Source organism: Chitinophaga agri, assembly GCF_010093065.1.
Classification (GTDB): domain Bacteria; phylum Bacteroidota; class Bacteroidia; order Chitinophagales; family Chitinophagaceae; genus Chitinophaga; species Chitinophaga agri.
In genome coordinates this window covers 1,683,771-1,703,354 of sequence record NZ_CP048113.1, presented here as the reverse complement: position 1 = coordinate 1,703,354, position 19,584 = coordinate 1,683,771, and the positions used below count along the sequence as shown (strand labels likewise).

The following is a 19,584-nucleotide window of genomic DNA, read 5'->3' as shown; positions in this document are numbered from 1 at the left end:
ACCAAGCTAATCAGTAGCCGTCTCTTCCCCGCTGGGTCATGAGTGAAGACATTTTTAAATCTGCCATTAAAGATGTGTCCAATTCTCCATTGGTACCGTTACGACTTAACGAGTGTACGCGTCCCCGGTTAGGTTGCCACCCACGCTATCAATTATTTTTTGGCTCGTTGAATGCCTGCGTTACCAACACCGCCGCCTACTGCTAATGAAAGAATACTTTTCCCTGGCTGAAAATCCGCCTTGTTTAAGCAAGCCTGTGCTGAAAAGAAGCTCACAGGAAACGCGGCCACCTGTTCATCCGATATATGTTCTGAGATTGGGATCAGTTCTTCCGGCTTTACTACAAGATATTCCTGCCATACACCATCAACATATATTCCCTGAATCTGACCATCAACTGTAAAGCAGGATACGATTACGCTGGTTCCGGTAGATAGCTCATCATTATCTTTGACAATAATACCGACAGCTTTATTTCCAGGTATCGCCGGTGAGCGTCTGGCTGGCAGCCGTCCACTCCGAACGGAATCATCAACAGCGTTGACAGCAGCATATATAATCTTCGCGATTATGTGTCCTTCAATATGCGTTGGTTGGGATCTATCCATCAAAGACAATAAGTCGTATGGTCATGGATTTGTGAATTCGATTGTTTTCATTAGTTGTGCTGTTAAATGGATATGACTAAACTACCAATGCAAATGTAAGATCCGGATATGTTTTAAAAATGTATCGAATACAGAGAATTATGGATGATGCAATGAATTATATGGATGAATAGTATTAGAGAGTGAAAATGATATCTTTGGGGGGAATCAGGCCAAGAGCTGACCTTGACAATCTTAAAAAGCAAAAGGTCGGAGACCTCTCCGACCTTTCCGCTTTTGTGCCCAGAACAGGATTCGAACCTGCACACCTCGCGGCGTTGCGTTCTAAGCGCAATGCGTCTACCAGTTTCGCCATCTGGGCAATCACTATCCACACCATTCAATCTCCCGTTAAAATATCTCTTTTTTCACAATCAACGAAATTTCCCATCAACATTTACGTACTCCCACCACCGTACACACCTCATTTCCTCCTTTCCACCTTCACTATGCATAAGCATCGACAGATACCCGCTGCAGCAGCCGCGCATTTAATTATTATCGGTATTAGTAGGATCGCCCAGCTTTATTACCCAGGCAACAGGCCTTATTTAACGCTTATTACGCCTGCCAATACCTCCCGAAGAAGCCCTCACTATCAATGTTGTCTGCAACGATTTCATTTCGGGTACATAATCTTCGGCCTGCCTGATGGCTTTGAGCAATATATCCGCTGCTGACCTGCCGATATCTGCAACCGGCTGTTCTACCGTCGTCAGGGCAGGATCTATGACCTCTCCGCTGGGCTCATTACTAAACCCGACGATACCGAGCTCCGAAGGGATTGTGATCTTCAGTTTCTTGGCCACCAACATCAGTTGAATGGCCACGGGATCATTTACACAGAACACTGCGTCCGGCCGGTTCTTCATGCTTAATAGTTGCTTTGCAGAACGGATAGCATCCTTTTTTGACAGGTCGCAATGCACAATCAGTTCTTTTTGAAAAGGCAGTTTGTATTTCTCCAGGGCATCACGATAACCCGATAAACGATTACGCGTAATCAGTAATGCCGGAGGGCCTGCGATATGCGCAATATTACGGTAACCATTTTTGATCAGGTGTTCAGTAGCTTTGAGCGCACCTTCATAATCATTTACCAGCACTTTTGACGTATGCATTTCATCACATACGCGATTGAAGAAAACAACAGGGATGCCGTGTTTTTCAAACGCCTTGAAGTGATCAAATTTCCTGGTTTCTTTCGTCATGGAAATTAATACGCCATCGACGCGGTTGGCCAGTAGCACATTTGCATTTGCTACTTCTGTCTGATAGGATTCCTGCGACTGGCAGATGATGACATTATAGCCCGCCTGTGCGGCTACCTGTTGTGCGCCCATGATGATGGTCGGAAAGAAGTAGGTGAGGAACTCAGGGACAATAATACCGATGGTATTACTTTTACTCTTTACAAGACTTTTTGCCAGCAGATTCGGCTGATAATCAAGTCGCCTGGCCATTTCCTGTACAGCCGTTCTTGTTTGCGGATTAATATCACTGTGTTCATGCAGGGCTCTGGATACGGTTGATTTCGAGATGTTCAGCGCTTTGGCGATATCTACAATGGTGGTCATGTGTTTTTTGTGCTGCCGCATATCGGCTGCAGATACATCCGGCAACGTGAAATAGATATTGCAATCCTTACAGTAATAACGTTGTTTCCCCCTTACAATGCCGGACTTTGTGATGGCATGCACATGGCAGCACCGGATACATTTTATCATTCAGGCAATTTTAAAATGAAAATCGACTATCGGAATCGTTTGCGGTAGATTCCGTTTCCCCACATCTTCCGTTGTTTGAAATTCTTCGATAACATTGTGTACCACTTATGATTCACTGCTACAAATGCTTTCGTTATGAAAAAAACAAGCCCCTTGTTTAAGGTCCTGCTATTTATCCTTGTCCCGCTTTTTACCAATGCACAATCACTGGTGCCCATTATCTCAGGTAAGGTAATGGATGAAAAAGGACACGTATTACCCGGTGCCACCATTGCCGTAAAAGGTACTTCCAGGGGCACCGTCACCAACAACGCAGGCCAGTTTACGCTCAGGGAAGTACCCGATAACGCATCCCTGCTGATCTCGTTTCAGGGGTATGAACCTGCTACGGTGGGGATCCGTGGACAGTCCGCGATCATCGTTACGCTCAGGCCCGATGTCAGTAAGCTGGGTGACGTGGTCGTGGTGGGCTACGGTTCCCAGAAGAAAATAGCATCCACAGGTTCCATCGCATCCGTAAGAGGTGCGGATATCACACAGACACCTGTTACAAATGTGGCACAGGGCCTTGCTGCGAGAGTACCTGGTGTGCAGATCACGCAGAACAGTGCTGCGCCTGGTGGCAATATCAGTGTGCGCATACGCGGCACCAATTCCATCAATGGGTCTTCTGAACCGCTTTATATCATTGATGGTATCCAGATATCGAATAGCGGCGGCGTAGGCGACGTAAGTCCCTTATCTACCATTAATCCCAATGATATTGAATCAGTGGAAATACTGAAAGACGCATCTTCCACGGCGATCTATGGTGCAAGAGGTGCCAACGGGGTCGTACTGATCACCACCAAACGTGGAAGGAGTGGTGCCACACGTGTACAACTGGATATGTACAGGGGTGTACAGAATATTACCCGCCAACTATCCATGCTCAATGCCGCACAATTTGCAAAACTGGAAAATGATATCTATAACTCGCCGGTCTATCCTGATGCGCCATCCCTGGGTGAGGGTACCAACTGGCAGGACGTAGTATACCGCCAGGCTTACCTGCAGAACTACCAGGCGTCTGTCAGCGGAGGATCAGATAAAACGCAGTTCTCGCTGTCGGGCAATTACTTCAATCAGGAAGGTATTATTATTTCTTCGGATTTCAAACGCTATTCGCTAAGGACGACACTGGACCATACCATCAGTCAGCATTTCAAGGTGGGGACCAGTGTGCAGACCAGCATCACCGTCAATAATAACATTCCCACGGGAATTAATTCCATCGATGGTCCGCTGGTGACGCAGAGTATTGTCGGTGCGACACTGGGAGCACCACCTACGCTCGTTCCTTATAAAGAGGACGGTGCCGTCTACCCGTTTGCCGATCAGTTCAATAGCCGCTACCGCGAGATAGCCAATCCGGTGGGACTGTCCCAGATCGTCAACCGCAATACCATCCGGCGTACGCTGGCAAATGTATATGGCGAGGCAAAGATCCTCAGCGAACTGACCTATCGTGCGTCCTTTAATGCGGATATTGGTAATACCCTGAACGATTACTATTCTCCGCTGTACATCCTGGGCAAAGCAGAGGTCAATGCCAATTCAGGTACCGCGTCAAAGGGAAATGTCAATGTCACAAACTGGCTGCATGAGAGTGTGATCACCTATAATCAGAATGTCGGTGACCACTCACTCAAATTTACCGGCGTATATGCTATCCAGAGCAATATGTACAACGACAATTATATCAATGCAAACGGTTTCCCCAATGACGCGACGGAGAATGAAGCTGTACAGCTGGCGGTGAACCGGACCGTGAGCAGCTACCGCTCAAAAGAGTCGTTGAACTCCTATATGGGACGTATCAATTATGGCTACGCCAATAAATATTTCCTGGACATTACCGCCCGATATGATGGGGCCTCCAAATTTGGGGAGAACCACAAATGGGGCTTCTTCCCCGCGGTTGCTGGCGCATGGCGTGTCATTGAAGAACCTTTTCTTAAAGGAAGCCACCTGTTCAGCGATCTGAAGCTGAGGGCCAGCTACGGCCGTACGGGTAACGCGGGTGCCATCTCTCCCTATCAGTCACTGGCGCTGGAAGGTTCCGGCAGCAATTACCAGTTTAACCATATCTACACGGTCGGTATCAGTCCCACGGGTATCCCGAACGCGGACCTGCGATGGGAGAAATCCACACAGGCGAATATCGGTGCGGACGTCGGTTTTTTCGAAGACCGGCTCACCATCACCGCCGACCTTTATCATAAGAAGACCAAAGACCTGTTATTTGTCAAGAATCTGCCCCTTTCTTCGGGTTATACGTCTATTACGGGCAACTTTGCCAGTATCCGCAATAAAGGCCTTGAAATCGCCGCTAATGCGAGAATACTCACAGGCAGGTGGCAGTGGAGCCTGAACGCGAACATGTCCGTCAACAGGAACGAACTTTTAAGTCTGGAAGGCGGCGTGAATGAATATGTATTGAATCCCTACAGCGTACTGCGCGTAGGCCAGCCTCTGGGCATCTTCAAAACCTATGTGTTCAATGGGATCTACCAGACGGGTGAAACCGTTTTACCCGGCAGTGGTAGCAGGACCGGCGGAGTGAAGGTGGCTGATCTGAATAAAGATGGTCAGATCACCGGGAGTGACCAGATCATCACCGGCAATGCAAATCCGTCTTTCATTTTTGGGATCTCTTCAAATATCAGCTACCGCAATTTCGACCTGTCCGTTTTTATGTCCGGTGTGCAGGGTAACAAGATCTTCAACTTAAGCCGTTATACATTTGAAAATGGTTTGGGTGGAAGAAATGTACTCGCCGGAATGGCGGACAGATGGTCGCCCGATAATCCAAACAACGAATACGCCAGTGGCTTCCAGGGTGGCAGACTGCCTGTGTCCGACCGCTTCGTGGAAGATGGCTCTTATATCAGGATGAAAAATATCACACTGGGATATAAATTGCCTGCTATTAAGTACATCACCGGCGCCAGGATCTACATCAGTAGCAATAACCTGTTCACTATCACCAATTACAGCGGTTATGATCCCGAAGTGAACTCCTTCGGCGGTTCTAATACACTCATCGGTATCGACAACCTGGTATATCCGATGGCCAGATCATTCCTCGTTGGATTACAGGTGGGACTTTAAAAAATAAGCAATATGAAAAACAGACAATACTTCATCAGTGTAATATCCCTGTTGCTGGTGCATGTCGCCTGTAACAAGCTGGAAGAAACACCTTACTCTTCTATTTTTACGGACAACTTTTACAAGACGGCATCAGATGCGGAAGCTGCCCTCACAGCAGTATACGGTCCCATGGTGAGCCTGTACAATACCGCCGGCACCGCGGCCTCAGATTTTAGCGCTGACCAGATCTATCCGCGCCCGGTTGTTGGCAGAGATACTTACACCCTGTTCAGCTATGATCCAAACTACACGACACAGAAGAGCTTTAGCCGGCAGGCCGAATCACCACAGCAGATCTGGCAATCGTGTTATGCAGGTATTGAAAAGGCCAACTGGGTGCTATATCGTGTGCCGCAGACAAACATGGACACCGTGCGGAGAAATGTTATATTGGGCGAAGCCTTTTATATGCGTGCTTTCTACCTGTGGACGCTCACCAAAAACTTCGGCGATATTGTTGTGAAAATAACACCCAGTATCAATCTCGATACAGCCATTGTAGGTAAAACCGCGCAGGCAGCTGTCTTCAAACAGATCTACCTTGACCTCGACCAGGCAGTGACCAGGCTTCCCGTTTACAGCGTTAATGTTCAGAAAGGACGGCCATCGAAAGAAGTGGCCATGGCGCTGTATGCGAAAGCAGCGCTGTATGCCCAGGACTGGTCCACCGCATTGGATAAGGCGAAACTGGTATTGGGTTCGGGCAGGTATAGTCTGATGACGGATGTGCTGGATGTATATAACGTCGCAAAGGAAGATGCTGCGAGACAGGAGAATATGTGGGCATTTGAATGTGAAACGACGTCTCCAGGCTTCTCAACACAGATCATCAGTCTTTACGGACCTAAAAATAGTGACGGCCCTCAATATGCTGTTACTTCTTTCGGATCCGCATTTGCCTACCAGTCCTTCTTCGATTCATTCCATCCTGATGACCAGCGGCGAAAACTGCTGGACACCAACTATGTCAACAAACTGGGACAAGTAGTGTTACAGAAAGACATAACACCGATCACTACGAAAGGTGTACTGTTGAAGAAATTCATGGATCCCAATTCCGTTGGTGCCAGTGGTGCTGTCAATATTCCGATCCTGCGGCTGGCAGATATTTATCTTGTCGCCGCAGAAGCAGCTGCACAGCAAAATGGTGTTACCGAAGATGCCTACGGTTACATTAACACGGTGAGACGCAGGGCCGGATTATCCGACTTAACGGAAGGACTGGGTAAAAACGAGTTTATTGCTGCCGTGTTGCAGGAACGTAGCTGGGAGCTGTTTGGTGAAGGTGATCGCTGGTACGATCTGACCCGTACCAATACATTTATGCAGGTGATCCCGAAAGCCGTCAATAATGTTTTCCCTACGAGAACGCCACAGACCAAACACCGCTTTTTCCCTATCCCGCTCGATGAGATCAATGCCAATCCTAAACTGGAACAAAACCCTGACTGGAAATAAACTAAAATACTTATGACAGGACGATTTATTTGTTTACTGATATGCATACCATTTTTTCTCTTTGGACAACGACAAACGGATTATAGTCTGAACAGTGAATGGGTGTTTGCAACCGACCCGGTAAAAGTCGGTGAAATGCAGGGCTGGCAGGAGAGCAGCTTTCCGTCGGCCAACTTCGATAAAGTGACAGTGCCACATTGCTTTTCTACCGACCCGCGGTATTTCTTTTACACGGGCACTGCCTGGTATTTTAAACAATTCGAAGGGATTGCTACTGGCAATGATCAGGTGTACCTGCACTTTGACGCAGTTTTCTATAAGTCAAAAGTGTGGCTGAATGGTGTGCTGCTGGGCACACATGAGGGTGGTTATACACCGTTTGAGTTTGATATTACTGCACAACTGAAGAGCAAAAATACCCTGGTGGTGCAGGTAGATAACTCATGGGATACCACCACCATCCCCGGCGCAAAGACCGCCATGCCTTTTGCTCAGGCCAATCAGGCACAGGGCTATCCCTGGATCAACTATGGTGGTATTACAAGAAAGGTCAGCCTGATCACCCGGCCGGCCACGTACATCAGTAACACGAAGGTCCTGGCAACGCCCGATCTGACGAAAGGGAATGCCGCTATCCGTATAAAGACCTTTATTCAAAACAGGGGCGCTACCTCCGTCACGACGAAGGTCAGTGCCGCCATCTCTCAAAGTACGCTTCGCCTGACTTCACAGGCTATAACGATCCCATCTGGAGAGGCGACTGTTGTGGAGCTGACTGGTACTATTCCTGCAAAAGAGGTCACGTTGTGGCATCCGGATGCCCCCACTTTATACAAGGCTGTGGTGACATGCGGAAACGATACCGCCGCCACGAAATTCGGCATTCGTAAAGTAGAGGTGAAAGGAACGAAACTGCTTGTAAATGGTGAGCCAGTGAAAATGGGCGGCTGTAACAGACCGCTTGACTTTCCTGGTTATGGCTCGATGGATCCGGACATGGTATTGGAAAAAGACCTGACCATGATCAAGAGTGGCAGTATGGAATTGTCGCGTATCAGTCACTACCCCGTGTCAGCTGCGCTTTTGGACTGGGCCGATGAACATGGTATGCTGATTATTGAAGAAGCTGGAAACTGGCAAATGACGCCGCGCCAGATGAGCGATACGGCTATGCGCCGCAAGTTTCAGTCGCAACTACGTGAGATGATCGAACATGACTGGAACCATCCCAGTGTGATCGCCTATAGCGTGGGGAACGAATTTCAGTCGCAATCTGAAGAGGGAAAAAGCTGGGTGCGCGACATGAGTGCTTTTGTAAAGTCGCTGGATGATTCACGTCTCATCACCTTCGCCAGCATGATCGTCTTTCGTGATTTTATAAAGAAGCCGGAAGATGAAGCATCCCAATACGTTGACTTTGTCAGCGCGAACATCTATGGTGATCATTTACGGTTACTGCAACATATCCATTCGCTTTATCCTGATAAACCAGTTTACGTGAGTGAATTCGGTCTCCGCACGGATGGCGTGAAGACAGAGGAAGAGCGCGTTGCCTACCTCAGGAAAGCGATGCAGGATTTCAGGCAATGCGACTATGTGATCGGTGCTTCCATCTGGACCTTTAATGATTATTTCAGCCGTTTTCCCGGCACCAACAAAAATGGTTACCGGCCCTGGGGACTCGTTGCACCTGACAGATCACCACGTGAGATGTACAGGGTATGGCAGGAAGAGTTTGCGCCGGTCACCATCGAACTCCTAAATAGCAATGCCGGACGGGCGAATATCAGTATCACCGCCCGGAATGATTTCCCGGCGTACACACTGAAAGGTTACAGGTTAAAATGTAATGGTATCGAATATCCGCTACAGACGTTACGTCCCGGCGAGCGTATGCAGCTCGATATACCATTGGCGGGCGCCACTGCAGAAATAGCCCTGATCAAACCGGGCGGCTTTGTCATTATGCAAAAAACCCTTAAATAAATGATAAGATCAGCAAGTACAGAGAAACGTTCTTGTCCACTGGTAACACTGGAGGCAGGATTGATCGTAACGGGAGGAGGAATGTCAGGTATCTGTTGTGCAATAACCGCAGCCAGAGAAGGATTGGAAGTGGTATTGGTACAGGATAGGAGTGTGCTGGGTGGTAATGCCAGCAGCGAGGTGCGTTTATGGATACTGGGGGCCACCTCGCATATGGGTAATAATAACAGATGGGCAAGAGAAGGAGGCGTAATAGACGAGATACTGGTAGAGAATATGTACAGGAACCCGGAGGGCAATCCTGTTATCCTCGATGCTATTTTGCTGGATAAGGTAGTGGCCGAACCTAATATAACCCTACTACTCAATACCGCGGTATATGAGGTGGAGAAAAGCGGCAATACGATTACTGCGCTTAAAGCCTTTTGCAGTCAGAATCAGACGGAGTATAAATTAAAGGCGCCGCTCTTTTGTGATGCTTCCGGTGATGGTGTGGTCGGCTTTTTGTCGGGTGCTGCATTCAGGATGGGGGCGGAGCCCATGGAAGAATTCAATGAGCTGTTTGCGCCGCCGGAAAGCTATGGGGAACTGTTGGGACATTCACTCTATTTCTATTCAAAGGATACGGGCAGGCCGGTGAAATTTGTGCCCCCTGCATTTGCGCTGACGGATATTACTGCGATTCCCCGGTTCCGCCATTTCAATGCGCAGGACTATGGATGTAAACTGTGGTGGATTGAATACGGCGGCCGTATGGATACCGTGTATGATACAGAGAAAATTAAATGGGAGCTTTGGAAAATTGTATATGGTGTCTGGAACCATATCAAGAACTCCGGTGAGTTCCCGGAGGCAGAAACACTCACATTGGAATGGGTGGGTATGATCCCCGGAAAGCGGGAGAGTCGCCGGTTTGAAGGAGACTACATCCTGAGACAACAGGATGTGATCGAACAACGTGTACATGAAGATGCCGTGGCCTTTGGAGGATGGAGTCTTGACCTGCATCCTTCTGATGGTGTGTATGCTGATCAGCCGGGTTGCACGCAGTGGCATAGTAAAGGTATCTATCAGATACCCTATCGCTGTTTGTATGCCGGCAATATCTCCAATTTGTTCCTGGCAGGGCGTATCATCAGCGTATCACATGTGGCCTTCGGTTCTTCCCGTGTGATGGCTACCAGTGCCTATGTTGCACAGGCAGCAGGTATGGCCGCGGTGCTTTGCACGCAGCTGGGTTGCGCACCTGCGGCATTATACAGGGATGGCCATCTGCCTGCACTGCAACAATGGCTGATGAGAAGCGGACAGTTTATACCTGGCATCATTGCTAATGATACAACCGATCTGGTACAGGATGCAACGATAGTAGCCAGTAGTGAACTGTTCCTGTCTGTATTGACAGCAGATACGGCACCCGCACCATTGGATATTGCCGTGGCGCAGCTGCTGCCATTACAGCCCGGTGTGATACCAGCATTCAGTCTGCATGCCTACAGTGAGGTGCCTGCTGTGTTGCAGATCGAGATAAGGATCTGTTCGCGTAACGGTAGCTATACGCCAGATGTAACACTGGCCACATATGACTGTACGATCCAGCCTGGCAGGAACTGTATTCAGCTGGAGCCGGAGGTTGAAATTGACCAGGCGCAGTATGTATTTATCATCCTGCATAAAAATCCATTGGTCAGTATCAGCAGATCGGCCCAGCGCATCACAGGGATACTTTCTGTTTTTAACACGATCAATCCTGCTGTGTCCAACTATGGCAAACAGTCAGCACCTGACAATATCGGGATTGACAGCTTCGAGTTCTGGGTGGCACAGCGTCGTCCGGCCGGACAGAACCTGGCATTCCGGTTGAAAGAACCGCTGCAGGTGTTCGGTCCTGCCAATATCCGGAATGGTATAGCCCGTCCCACCACGCAGCCCAATGCCTGGGTGGCTGATCCTGATGATCCTTCCCCCGCATTGACGCTGAGCTGGAAAACAATAAAGCATATTAAAAAGCTTATCTTATCTTTTGATACGGATTTCGATCACCCGATGGAATCTGTGTTGATGTCACATCCCGAGCATGTGATGGTATTCTGTGTACGGGACTATGCCATCTATGATGATAAGGGTAACAAAGTATTTGAGAAAAAAGGAAATTACCAGACAAGAAACAGCATTGCGTTCCACGAGGCTGTAAGTACCACCAGTCTTACATTCCGCTTTACCCATCCGTCAGCCCATACACCGGCGGCGGTCTTTGAAATTCGCGTGTATGAAAATAATTAACCTCTTCACAATATGCCTGTTGCTTTACATGCCGCTGCTGGCGCAGGAAGTATCCTTAAGATCTGACCGGTTGCAGATCCGGTGGCAGCAAACGAAAGACGGGTGGAAGATAAGTGATTGCCGGTATGCGGATCAGTCAGTAGCCCGTCCCTCCGGTGAATATACATTGCTGTATTCGGCAGAAAAGCCACCTGACACCAGTGGTATCCGTTTTCGGCGGATCAATGGACAGCCCTGGCCTGACACTGCCTATAAATATCAGATCAATGCCTGGAAACAGGCCACTACACCGGTAGCGTTGAATACAGCCGGACAGGCAGTTCATTTTTATCCGGCAGGCGCCAGGCAGTTATCACCCGCTAAGGTTGCATTCACCTGGTCTTCGGCTATGGCAGACTTGACGGCTATCTGGTACCTCGATAGTGTATATACCGGCGATATCCGCGTGGAATTGCAGTTGCAGTGTAAAAAGACCGGGTATTTTTCACTGGCGAGTCCCACACTGGTTAGTATAGACGACCAGGATATGGCGTGGGCGGTAATGCCCGGTTATTTTCAGGGGAATGCGCTCCAGGAGAATATGGTGCTTAGTTACGCCTATGGACAGGGAGTACCGGTGATGCCGGTATTGTACAGGGAACGGTGCGCCAGCTCGCTATGCCCTGTCATTACAACGAAGGGAAACATTTCGCTGGCCGTGATCCCGGATCCCGGACTGGGAAGAGACCCGTGGCAGCATGATCACAATACCCACCAGCAGTGGCTACTGGGCCTTTCACACAGGAACAGGCGCTCCCAGTTATCACCCACTTTGTACTACCCGGTGTTGGGAGAACCCCACTCCTTAAAACAACCGGGCGATAACATCAATTACAGGTGCCGTTTTAGCCTTGTTCAGGGAGAATGGAGTAATGTATTGACGCATGCGATTAACGACATATATGGATTTAGAAAGGGCCTTTCATTGCGAAAGAACACCCGGTCACTGAGTAGCAGAATGGAGCAGATGCATCACTACCTGCGGGACCGGCGTACCTCGTTATGGAACATTATGCAGTACAACGGATGGAATATAGGTGGGCAATCCTATCTCGGTGGGGTCGTGGGTGCCAACCGGGATGCTATCAAAAATGCTGATTATGGGGCCATGTGGATGCTGGCCACCACCAGTGGCGATCCTTATCTGAAAGACAGTGTGCTGCCTTACGCACTTAATTTTAAACTCGCTCAGCAACAAACCGCTCCGGGATTTTTCAGGGGCGCGGCTACAGGACAATATTATCTTTCCCGGTCTAAAGTATTTACAGAGGAATGGGGTGATTTTGTGGAGCCTGTCAGCCTGACCTACTACGTCATGCTTGATATAGGTAACATACTATTATTTGAACCGGATAATGACACACTTAAGGGCCGGCTGTCACTGGGCGCGGACCTGCTGATGGACTGGCAGAAGGCAGATGGGAGCTGGGAGGTGGCGTACGATCGTCATACCCAGCAGCCACTGTTTACTGATATTAAAGATCTGCGCCCGACATTCTATGGATTACTGGTGGCTTACAGGATACTGAAAGACCAGAAATATTTACAGGCTGCCAGACGGGGCGCAGACTGGCTGATAGACAACGGTGTCGACAAAGGACATTTCATAGGCGTATGCGGTGATGCGAGGTATGCCCCAGACTTTGCTACCGCGCAGACAGCACAGGCGCTGCTGGACCTCTATGACATCACACATGATGAGCGATACAAAACTGCTGCGATCCGCACGGCACAGCTGTACCTGACGTCAATTTACACGCATCCGGTACCCGATAACAGCATAAAAACTGTTAAGGGGGTTGAACGAAAGGACTGGCAGATCTCACAGGCAGGTCTGAGCTTTGAACATGGAGGTATTATTGGTTCTGCGAATGGTGCAGGACCTATTATGCTATGCAGTCATGCAGGTATGTTTGTGCGCATGTTCCGGTTGACCGGTGATAGCCTGTTCATTGATATGGCCCGTGCTGCGGCTATCGGCAGAGACGCATTTGTAGACACGACTACCGGCGTTGCCACCTACTACTGGAACGCGATGAATAAGGGAGCCGGTCCCTATCCGCATCATGCCTGGTGGCAGATCGGCTGGATCACTGATTATCTCCTGGCAGAAGCGGAGTTACGTTCGAATGGAAAGGTGGTATTTCCAAGAGGCTTTGTGACACCAAAGGTGGGGCCACATGAATCGTATGGGTTTGCCCCGGGAAGGATATATGGCCAGGACGCAAATCTCTGGCACCAGGAAGGATTTGTCACCTGCAGTCATCCTGATATTGAATACGTCCTTGCGGAAGGGACCGATGGAAAGCGCCGTTTTGTGATACTGCTGAATGATACCGGCACACCGGTAAGTGGTCACCTCAGCTTTAAACAGGCAGGTACTGTCACTGATATAAGCACCGGAGCCAGGGTGAACAGCACAGATGTCATGCTGGATGGCTACGGTATGAAAGTATGGATGATACAATAATCAATTTAAATTATTCGGATGGCGCAACTCGATCTTATTGTTATGGCAGTTTTTGCCTTTTTGATACTTGGCATAGGTATGATGTTCACGCGTATTGGAAGCCGTAATTCATCTGCGTTCTTTGAAGCAGGTGGTGCTACGCCATGGTGGATCAATAGCATCTCCCTGTTCATTAGTTATTTCTCAGCCGGTACGTTTGTGGTCTGGGGTTCTATAGCCTATAAGAATGGATTTGTTGCAAACGGTATACAGCTGACGATGGTATTCGGCGGCGTGCTGGTGGCACTGTTCATTGCCGCCAGGTGGAAGCGTACGGGCGCGGTTACTGCTGCTGAATATATCGGGAAGCGGTTAGGGGTCCGTACACAGAAATTTTATACGTTGCTGATCATGCTGCACGGGTTGTTCACCACTGCGTCTGTATTGTATCCCGTAGGTAAGATGGTGAGTGTGGCGACACCACTTTCCCTGAACACCTGTATATTGATCATTGGAGGTGTGATCGTATTATATACTTCGGCAGGAGGCTTATGGGCGGTATTGGTGACAGACGTTGTGCAGTTTGTTATACTGACAGCTGCCGTAATGATCGTGATCCCAATGGCGTTGAAGGAGGCCGGCGGCGTGCATGCATTCGTGGATAAGGCACCGGATGGATTTTTTAGTTTTTTTAATGAAGAATATTCGGTTGGTTTCTTCCTGGCTTTTCTGGCTTACCAGACAGTATATATAGGCGGTAACTGGGCATATGTACAGCGATATACAAGTGTGTCTGATGAGCGGAATGCGAAGAAGGTTGCCTGGTTGTTCACCGTATTGTACCTGGTGAGTCCATTTATATGGATGCTGCCTCCGATGTTGTACCGGGTCATTGATCCCTCACTTACCGGGCTGCAACCGGAAGGGGCTTATATGATGCTTTGTCAGCGGGTGTTACCTGCCGGATTGATCGGGTTGGTCCTGTCGGGGATGATCTCGGCCAGTGCCAGTAAAGCCAATACGACGATCAATATCATGGCGGTTGTATTTGCCCATGATGTATATAAAAAAGTGTTTAGCCGCAATGCATCTGAAAGGTCATTGGTATATGCTGCGCGTTTTTTCACTGTGCTTTTTGGTGCGGTAACGATCGGCATTGCTATGCTGGTACCATTGATCGGGGGGATTGTGGAAATGGTATTAAGCACGGCGGCGATAGCGGGAGGGGCCTTGTTTGCACCAGTTATCTGGACGTTATATTCCCGCCGACAGACGGCCATATCAGTTGTTACAGCGTCCCTGTGTGGGCTGGTGATCAGTCTGGGACTGAAGATATTTGGCGATAAGCTGGAACGTGTGTGGGAAACGGCGTTGGGAGTGGGAATACCGATCGCGGTCTTGTTGCTGTGGGAGGTGTATTATATGATCACGCAACAGGAGGTGGCAGCCGTATTCTTACAACCATTCGCAACACGAGGTGCCGAAAAACATACCCAGGATGCCGGGAAGCAGAACAGGTTTGCAATGAAGGTCATAGGTGCTGCGATTGCAGTAGTGGGAGGAGGAATTGCAGTACTCGGATGGGCGGCGGATGGCGGGAGTGTAGCATTGGTGACAGGCTTGGTGATTGCAGGCTGTTCATGGCCTTTATTGAAGATGGCATGAAGATAGACCGCACGTTGAATTAGAACAGGATATACGCTGTTCCTAATTCAAATGACAGAATCGGCTTTGAGGTATGAAACGCATCAGTTGTGGTATGATCCGTGGCAGATTCAACCGGCTAATGGTGTAGCTATAAGTGGAAACAGTGATCAACTCAGATTTTCTGCAAACACCAGGTGGTCATACATCTTAGATTTTGCACATTTGTTGTTTTAATAGGCTCATGTAGCCTGGCATTGAGGCTGCCGGTATATTGAAGCAATAACTCCTCATTGACTAAGAAACGTTCGCTCCCGTCGGGCAGGAGATAACGGCCATTACCCAGATCCTGTACGAGGGATTCTATTCCGATATCAGTGGCAAGTCTGGCGAACAGATACCCGCCCGGTTTCAGTACGCGCCACATAGAGTGGAGCATATCATGGAAATGTTCCGGGCTTTGAGCGAAGTGTAGTACTGCACTGCTGATAACCAGGTCGAAGTAGTTGTCGTCAAAGGGAATGTTTTCGGCGGCAGCGATCACAAAGTTTTCGGTAGGGTTAGCAGGAGCAAATGTTGCGGATAACTGCTGAACGGCTGAAATCGCATCAGGATTAGGGTCGATGCCATAGACATCATGACCATTCTGCAGGAAGTAGATGAGGTTACGTCCGCCGCCGCAGCCAGCGTCGAGGATTTTTTCACATTTATCGTAGGTGCCTTTGAGGAGTTGGTCGAAGAGGTAGATGTCTATATTGCCGAAGAGTCGTTGAATGTTTGATTGCATGGGGCAAAGGTAATGGGTGCTGATGTTCTTTCAAAGTCGCTTCAGATATTGGCTGGTTGAAAGGTGAGTATGAAACAAGTTTGGATAAAGGGGGAAATGTTCAGGTGGTAGATTGATCTGCGCAAAAGTTATCCGGGCAGGCGAATAGTTGACAGATTGGAAAATGATGTTTAGCTGCAATAAAACTGAAACACCAGTACCGGAGATCTTGCCTCCCGATTTTTTCCGTCCGTCCGGCAACGGCAGTATTTTCGGAAAACATCATACCGATTATAAGTAAATTGCTGTTACTTAGCGGCTACGATCAATCTAATTACCTTCTAAAATCTGATGAGCGTAACGATTTCATGGAAATACATAGCGCAATTTTGAAAAGTATAGGAAAGCATATTTCGCTTTCCAGGGAAGAAGAGGAGTATTTTATTTCCCTATTGGTATATAAAGAGATACCAAACAAGACAACTATCATCACAGAAGGTCAGCTCTGTAACAAGCTGATTTACATAAATACAGGTGTTCTAAGGTCCTACTGTCTCGATGGAAAGGGGAAGGAATCGACTATTATGTTTGCGATGGCAGATTGGTGGTTAACAGACATGTATTGCTTCCTGAATGAAAAGCCAAGCATGACCTTTATAGAAGCCATTGAAGACAGCGCTGTTTTAATTTTGAGTAAGTCCGATTTTGACCAGTTGTTTACTGTTATTCCCAGGTTTGAGCGTTTTTTTCGCATTCTGATGCAAAACGCTTACACGCGGGAGCAATTACGCAGCATAGAGAACCTGACACTCAATGCGGAGGAACGTTATATGCGGTTTATCAAAAAATACCCACAGGTTGTCAGCAATGTCTCACAAAAGCAAATCGCCTCCTATCTGGGTATCACCCCTGAGTTTTTGAGTTTGATCCGTAAAAGACAGCTTCCGGGGAAATAACTTAATCTACCTTAAGTCCGGATTCCAGAATTCTGATTTCTTTTGTGAAAAAAAGAAACATGCTCATCTTAATTGCTGGTCCCTATCGGAGCGGGACTAATGACAATCCGGAATTAATGAAGGAGAATCTCAGAAAGCTGGAGTCATTTGCATTACCCATATTTAGGAAAGGACATATTCCATTCATCGGAGAATGGATGGCATTGCCATTGATCCGTCTTGCCGGCTCTCAGCAAACGGGTGATGAGATATGGACAGAGATCCAGTATCCTGTTGCACACCGCATGCTGGAAAAATGTGATGCTGTGCTTAGAATTGAAGGTGCCTCCAGGGGGGCAGATGAAGATGTAAGAAAAGCTAAGGAGATGGGATTGAAGATTTATTACAACGTGACGGATATTCCGGATGAAAATCTCTGATTTATTTGAAATTTTCATCTACCTTTCCGCAGTTAGTTAGTCCCTCATTTTGTAGGAAACCGTCTTATATGAGATAATGGATGCACTGCTAAATGAGCTTGCTCTGATTCACGCCAACAACTCTGGAAAATTATATTTGGAATGGAAATATTAATCATTACGGGTCCTCCTTATTGCGGAAAAGGTACACAATGTGCAGTACTTGAGACAATTTCAGGCTTTAAACATATTTCTACAGGAGACAGGGTACGCCGGGAAAAGACCGAGATGACTGCCTTTGGTGAAATTGTGAAGAGCTATGAAGAAAATGGGAATCTGGTGCCTGATGAAATTATGCAGGGCCTTATTGCTCAGATCATCGATGAAAATTTAGGTGAAAAGGGAATTATTCTTGATGGTTATCCAAGAACAGTCTCACAAGTCGATACAATTTTGGAAGTACTGGCAGAGAAGCACCTCAACGTAAGCTGTGTGATTAATATAGTTGTTCCCAAGGAAGAGTTACTGGTAAGAGCCACCAAAAGGGCAAAAGAGTCCGACAGGAAAGATGACCAGGATCCGGAAATTCATTTGAAACGCATTGAAATATTTGAAACACAAACAGGTCCTGCGGTTGAATACATGCAGCAGAAATTTGACGTTGTAAATATTGATGGTCTGGGTACAATCGGCGACATTACTGAGGCCATACGAACAGCGATTGATGAACGGATTTAACTGCCATCAGATGACAAAACAGTTTTTGAAGTGTCGGTCAATGAGTTGAGAAGTTTTGTCAAATGGGTGGAATATAGCATATAATGAGTGTTAGAATATGCATATAGCAGGCCCTAACCCGGGTGATGATCAGGAAAGACAAAGCAGGAGCGCCGGAGATCATATCTCCGGCGTTTGCTATTTCAGGGTGATTATATCATGAAAACCCAGTCACTGTCTGCATGCCATTCATCTTCCACATTGCTTTCACCGCAGCAACAGGCGCCCAATCCTATTCCCCAGTCCCAGTGATGAACTGTAAAAACAGATGGCAGTTGGTAACAGTCATGCAGGGGTTGCATGCCGATCACCAATGTTTCGCCATAAGGCTGATCCATATATTGCAGGCGCAGCTGAAGACCCACTTCGGCTGGACAAAGCCTTAATCCGGCATGCTGTGCAGCTTTAAAAATATCTTCATAACAGGTACCATCCGGTAAGCCGAGTGACCGAAGGGTGATCATTGTCAATTGGATGGTTTGCAGTGAGTTGCTGGTCGCAAAGGAGTCTTGTTGTATAATATACAATGCATCGGGATCCAGCCCGTATCTTCCCTGTGAGACTGGTTCTATAAACCTGCCGTCTGTATTGCAGGGATCAAGATTTTTCATGTCCGCTACAAGTTCCTGATTGATACCAATATTGATGGTTTTCCAAATTGATTGGTTTGGCAGTATCGTCATTATATAGGTGTTAGGTTTGTTACGTATAGCCAGCTATGGCATTCAAGTGATTATTTATCAATAGGTATCAGGTTATTTATACAGGTGCTGGTCCTGCAAATAATCAATACCGCGTTTCTTTAAATAGCTAATTCCCCAATTGCTCACAAATTCATACAAAGGTCCAAGTGAATTACCATCATCGGATAATAAGTATTCTACCTGTAAGGTTTTGATGACAATATATTTTTCGTGATGAGGTTATCACGTTCTAATTCTTTTATATTGCTGGCTAAGCATTTTCTCTGACACTCCCGTCAGGTTGTCTCTTATCTCTGCGTAACTTCTTTTCTTAAAAGTATGAAGATGCGATAGAATAAGCAGTTTCCATTTACCACCTATGGAGCCCAATGTAACATCTACAGGACAGGTATATGTCTTATCATTTAATTGTATCATAGCTTTCTATTAGTTAACAATCCACCCTACTTTTAGGTAAGTTATTGACTCACATAATTTAACAGGCTAGTTTTACCGGAAATAACAATTAAAAATATGGAAAAAAGGCTAGCTATCCTGAGTTCCGCTCTGCTTTCG

General features: G+C 47.5%; 14 protein-coding genes and 1 tRNA gene. 9 read left to right on the top strand and 6 right to left on the bottom strand.

The window, feature by feature from the left end; translation table 11 throughout:
* Positions 1–152: 152 nt before the first annotated feature.
* From GWR21_RS06365 to GWR21_RS06355, 3 genes are all read right to left on the bottom strand, one after another.
* Positions 153–608, bottom strand: coding sequence for an alcohol dehydrogenase catalytic domain-containing protein (locus GWR21_RS06365; protein ID WP_394367273.1), 456 nt, complete (start codon positions 606–608; stop codon positions 153–155).
* A 279-nt stretch (positions 609–887) separates the two neighbouring features.
* Positions 888–969, bottom strand: a tRNA-Leu gene (locus GWR21_RS06360).
* Between the two features lie 229 nt (positions 970–1,198).
* Positions 1,199–2,374, bottom strand: coding sequence for a LacI family DNA-binding transcriptional regulator (locus GWR21_RS06355; RefSeq protein ID WP_162330912.1), 1,176 nt, complete (start codon positions 2,372–2,374; stop codon positions 1,199–1,201).
* Positions 2,375–2,509: 135 nt separating this feature from the next.
* On the opposite strand from GWR21_RS06355, the gene GWR21_RS06350 reads away from it, so the two are divergent.
* From GWR21_RS06350 to GWR21_RS06325, 6 genes are read left to right on the top strand one after another with little or no spacing between them, the layout of a single operon-like run.
* Complete coding sequence (locus GWR21_RS06350; RefSeq protein ID WP_162330911.1) at positions 2,510–5,527, top strand: SusC/RagA family TonB-linked outer membrane protein; 3,018 nt, start codon at positions 2,510–2,512, stop codon at positions 5,525–5,527.
* Positions 5,528–5,539: 12 nt separating this feature from the next.
* Entirely contained in the window at positions 5,540–7,027 is a 1,488-nt protein-coding gene (locus GWR21_RS06345) for a RagB/SusD family nutrient uptake outer membrane protein (RefSeq protein ID WP_162330910.1), read from the top strand.
* A gap of 12 nt (positions 7,028–7,039) precedes the next feature.
* Entirely contained in the window at positions 7,040–9,013 is a 1,974-nt protein-coding gene (locus GWR21_RS06340; RefSeq protein ID WP_162330909.1) for a glycoside hydrolase family 2 protein, read from the top strand.
* The gene (locus GWR21_RS06335; protein ID WP_162330908.1) at positions 9,014–11,296 is read left to right on the top strand and encodes an FAD-dependent oxidoreductase; all 2,283 of its coding nucleotides are present in this window, start codon (positions 9,014–9,016) and stop codon (positions 11,294–11,296) included.
* Positions 11,283–13,805: a glycerophosphoryl diester phosphodiesterase gene (locus GWR21_RS06330; protein ID WP_202929061.1), complete on the top strand. Its 2,523-nt coding sequence runs from the start codon at positions 11,283–11,285 to the stop codon at positions 13,803–13,805. Before GWR21_RS06335 ends, GWR21_RS06330 begins: the two co-directional genes overlap by 14 nt.
* Positions 13,806–13,823: 18 nt before the next feature.
* Positions 13,824–15,449, top strand: coding sequence for a sodium:solute symporter family protein (locus GWR21_RS06325; protein WP_162330907.1), 1,626 nt, complete (start codon positions 13,824–13,826; stop codon positions 15,447–15,449).
* Positions 15,450–15,603: 154 nt separating this feature from the next.
* Here GWR21_RS06325 and GWR21_RS06320 read toward each other — a convergent pair whose 3' ends face one another.
* On the bottom strand, positions 15,604–16,215 hold the full coding sequence (locus GWR21_RS06320; protein ID WP_162330906.1) for a class I SAM-dependent methyltransferase: 612 nt from the start codon (positions 16,213–16,215) through the stop codon (positions 15,604–15,606).
* Positions 16,216–16,496: 281 nt separating this feature from the next.
* Here GWR21_RS06320 and GWR21_RS06315 point away from each other — a divergent pair, with 281 nt between their 5' ends.
* From GWR21_RS06315 to GWR21_RS06305, 3 genes are all read left to right on the top strand, one after another.
* A complete protein-coding gene (locus tag GWR21_RS06315) occupies positions 16,497–17,150 on the top strand; it encodes a Crp/Fnr family transcriptional regulator (RefSeq protein ID WP_202929060.1) in 654 nt (217 codons plus the stop codon).
* 59 nt (positions 17,151–17,209) lie between these two features.
* Positions 17,210–17,569, top strand: coding sequence for a DUF4406 domain-containing protein (locus tag GWR21_RS06310; RefSeq protein WP_162330905.1), 360 nt, complete (start codon positions 17,210–17,212; stop codon positions 17,567–17,569).
* A 141-nt stretch (positions 17,570–17,710) separates the two neighbouring features.
* Positions 17,711–18,286: an adenylate kinase family protein gene (locus GWR21_RS06305; protein WP_162330904.1), complete on the top strand. Its 576-nt coding sequence runs from the start codon at positions 17,711–17,713 to the stop codon at positions 18,284–18,286.
* A gap of 191 nt (positions 18,287–18,477) precedes the next feature.
* On the opposite strand, the gene GWR21_RS06300 is transcribed toward GWR21_RS06305, so the two are convergent.
* Positions 18,478–18,936, bottom strand: coding sequence for a hypothetical protein (locus GWR21_RS06300; RefSeq protein WP_162329736.1), 459 nt, complete (start codon positions 18,934–18,936; stop codon positions 18,478–18,480).
* A 315-nt stretch (positions 18,937–19,251) separates the two neighbouring features.
* Positions 19,252–19,446 carry a winged helix-turn-helix transcriptional regulator gene (locus GWR21_RS31335; protein ID WP_202929058.1) on the bottom strand — a complete coding sequence of 65 codons (195 nt, stop codon included), beginning with the start codon at positions 19,444–19,446 and terminating at the stop codon, positions 19,252–19,254.
* Between the last annotated feature and the right edge of the window lie 138 nt (positions 19,447–19,584).

What these genes read in the sequence shown, in the direction of transcription:
- GWR21_RS06355 (WP_162330912.1), bottom strand. Translation starts at nt 2,374, where the DNA reads ATGATAAAATGTATCCGGTGCTGCCATGTGCATGCCATCACAAAGTCC.
- GWR21_RS06365 (WP_394367273.1), bottom strand. Translation starts at nt 608, where the DNA reads ATGGATAGATCCCAACCAACGCATATTGAAGGACACATAATCGCGAAG.
- GWR21_RS06300 (WP_162329736.1), bottom strand. Translation starts at nt 18,936, where the DNA reads ATGAAAAATCTTGATCCCTGCAATACAGACGGCAGGTTTATAGAACCA.
- GWR21_RS06325 (WP_162330907.1), top strand. Translation starts at nt 13,824, where the DNA reads ATGGCGCAACTCGATCTTATTGTTATGGCAGTTTTTGCCTTTTTGATA.
- GWR21_RS06330 (WP_202929061.1), top strand. Translation starts at nt 11,283, where the DNA reads ATGAAAATAATTAACCTCTTCACAATATGCCTGTTGCTTTACATGCCG.
- GWR21_RS06335 (WP_162330908.1), top strand. Translation starts at nt 9,014, where the DNA reads ATGATAAGATCAGCAAGTACAGAGAAACGTTCTTGTCCACTGGTAACA.
- GWR21_RS06345 (WP_162330910.1), top strand. Translation starts at nt 5,540, where the DNA reads ATGAAAAACAGACAATACTTCATCAGTGTAATATCCCTGTTGCTGGTG.
- GWR21_RS06340 (WP_162330909.1), top strand. Translation starts at nt 7,040, where the DNA reads ATGACAGGACGATTTATTTGTTTACTGATATGCATACCATTTTTTCTC.
- GWR21_RS06305 (WP_162330904.1), top strand. Translation starts at nt 17,711, where the DNA reads ATGGAAATATTAATCATTACGGGTCCTCCTTATTGCGGAAAAGGTACA.
- GWR21_RS06350 (WP_162330911.1), top strand. Translation starts at nt 2,510, where the DNA reads ATGAAAAAAACAAGCCCCTTGTTTAAGGTCCTGCTATTTATCCTTGTC.
- GWR21_RS31335 (WP_202929058.1), bottom strand. Translation starts at nt 19,446, where the DNA reads ATGATACAATTAAATGATAAGACATATACCTGTCCTGTAGATGTTACA.
- GWR21_RS06310 (WP_162330905.1), top strand. Translation starts at nt 17,210, where the DNA reads ATGCTCATCTTAATTGCTGGTCCCTATCGGAGCGGGACTAATGACAAT.
- GWR21_RS06320 (WP_162330906.1), bottom strand. Translation starts at nt 16,215, where the DNA reads ATGCAATCAAACATTCAACGACTCTTCGGCAATATAGACATCTACCTC.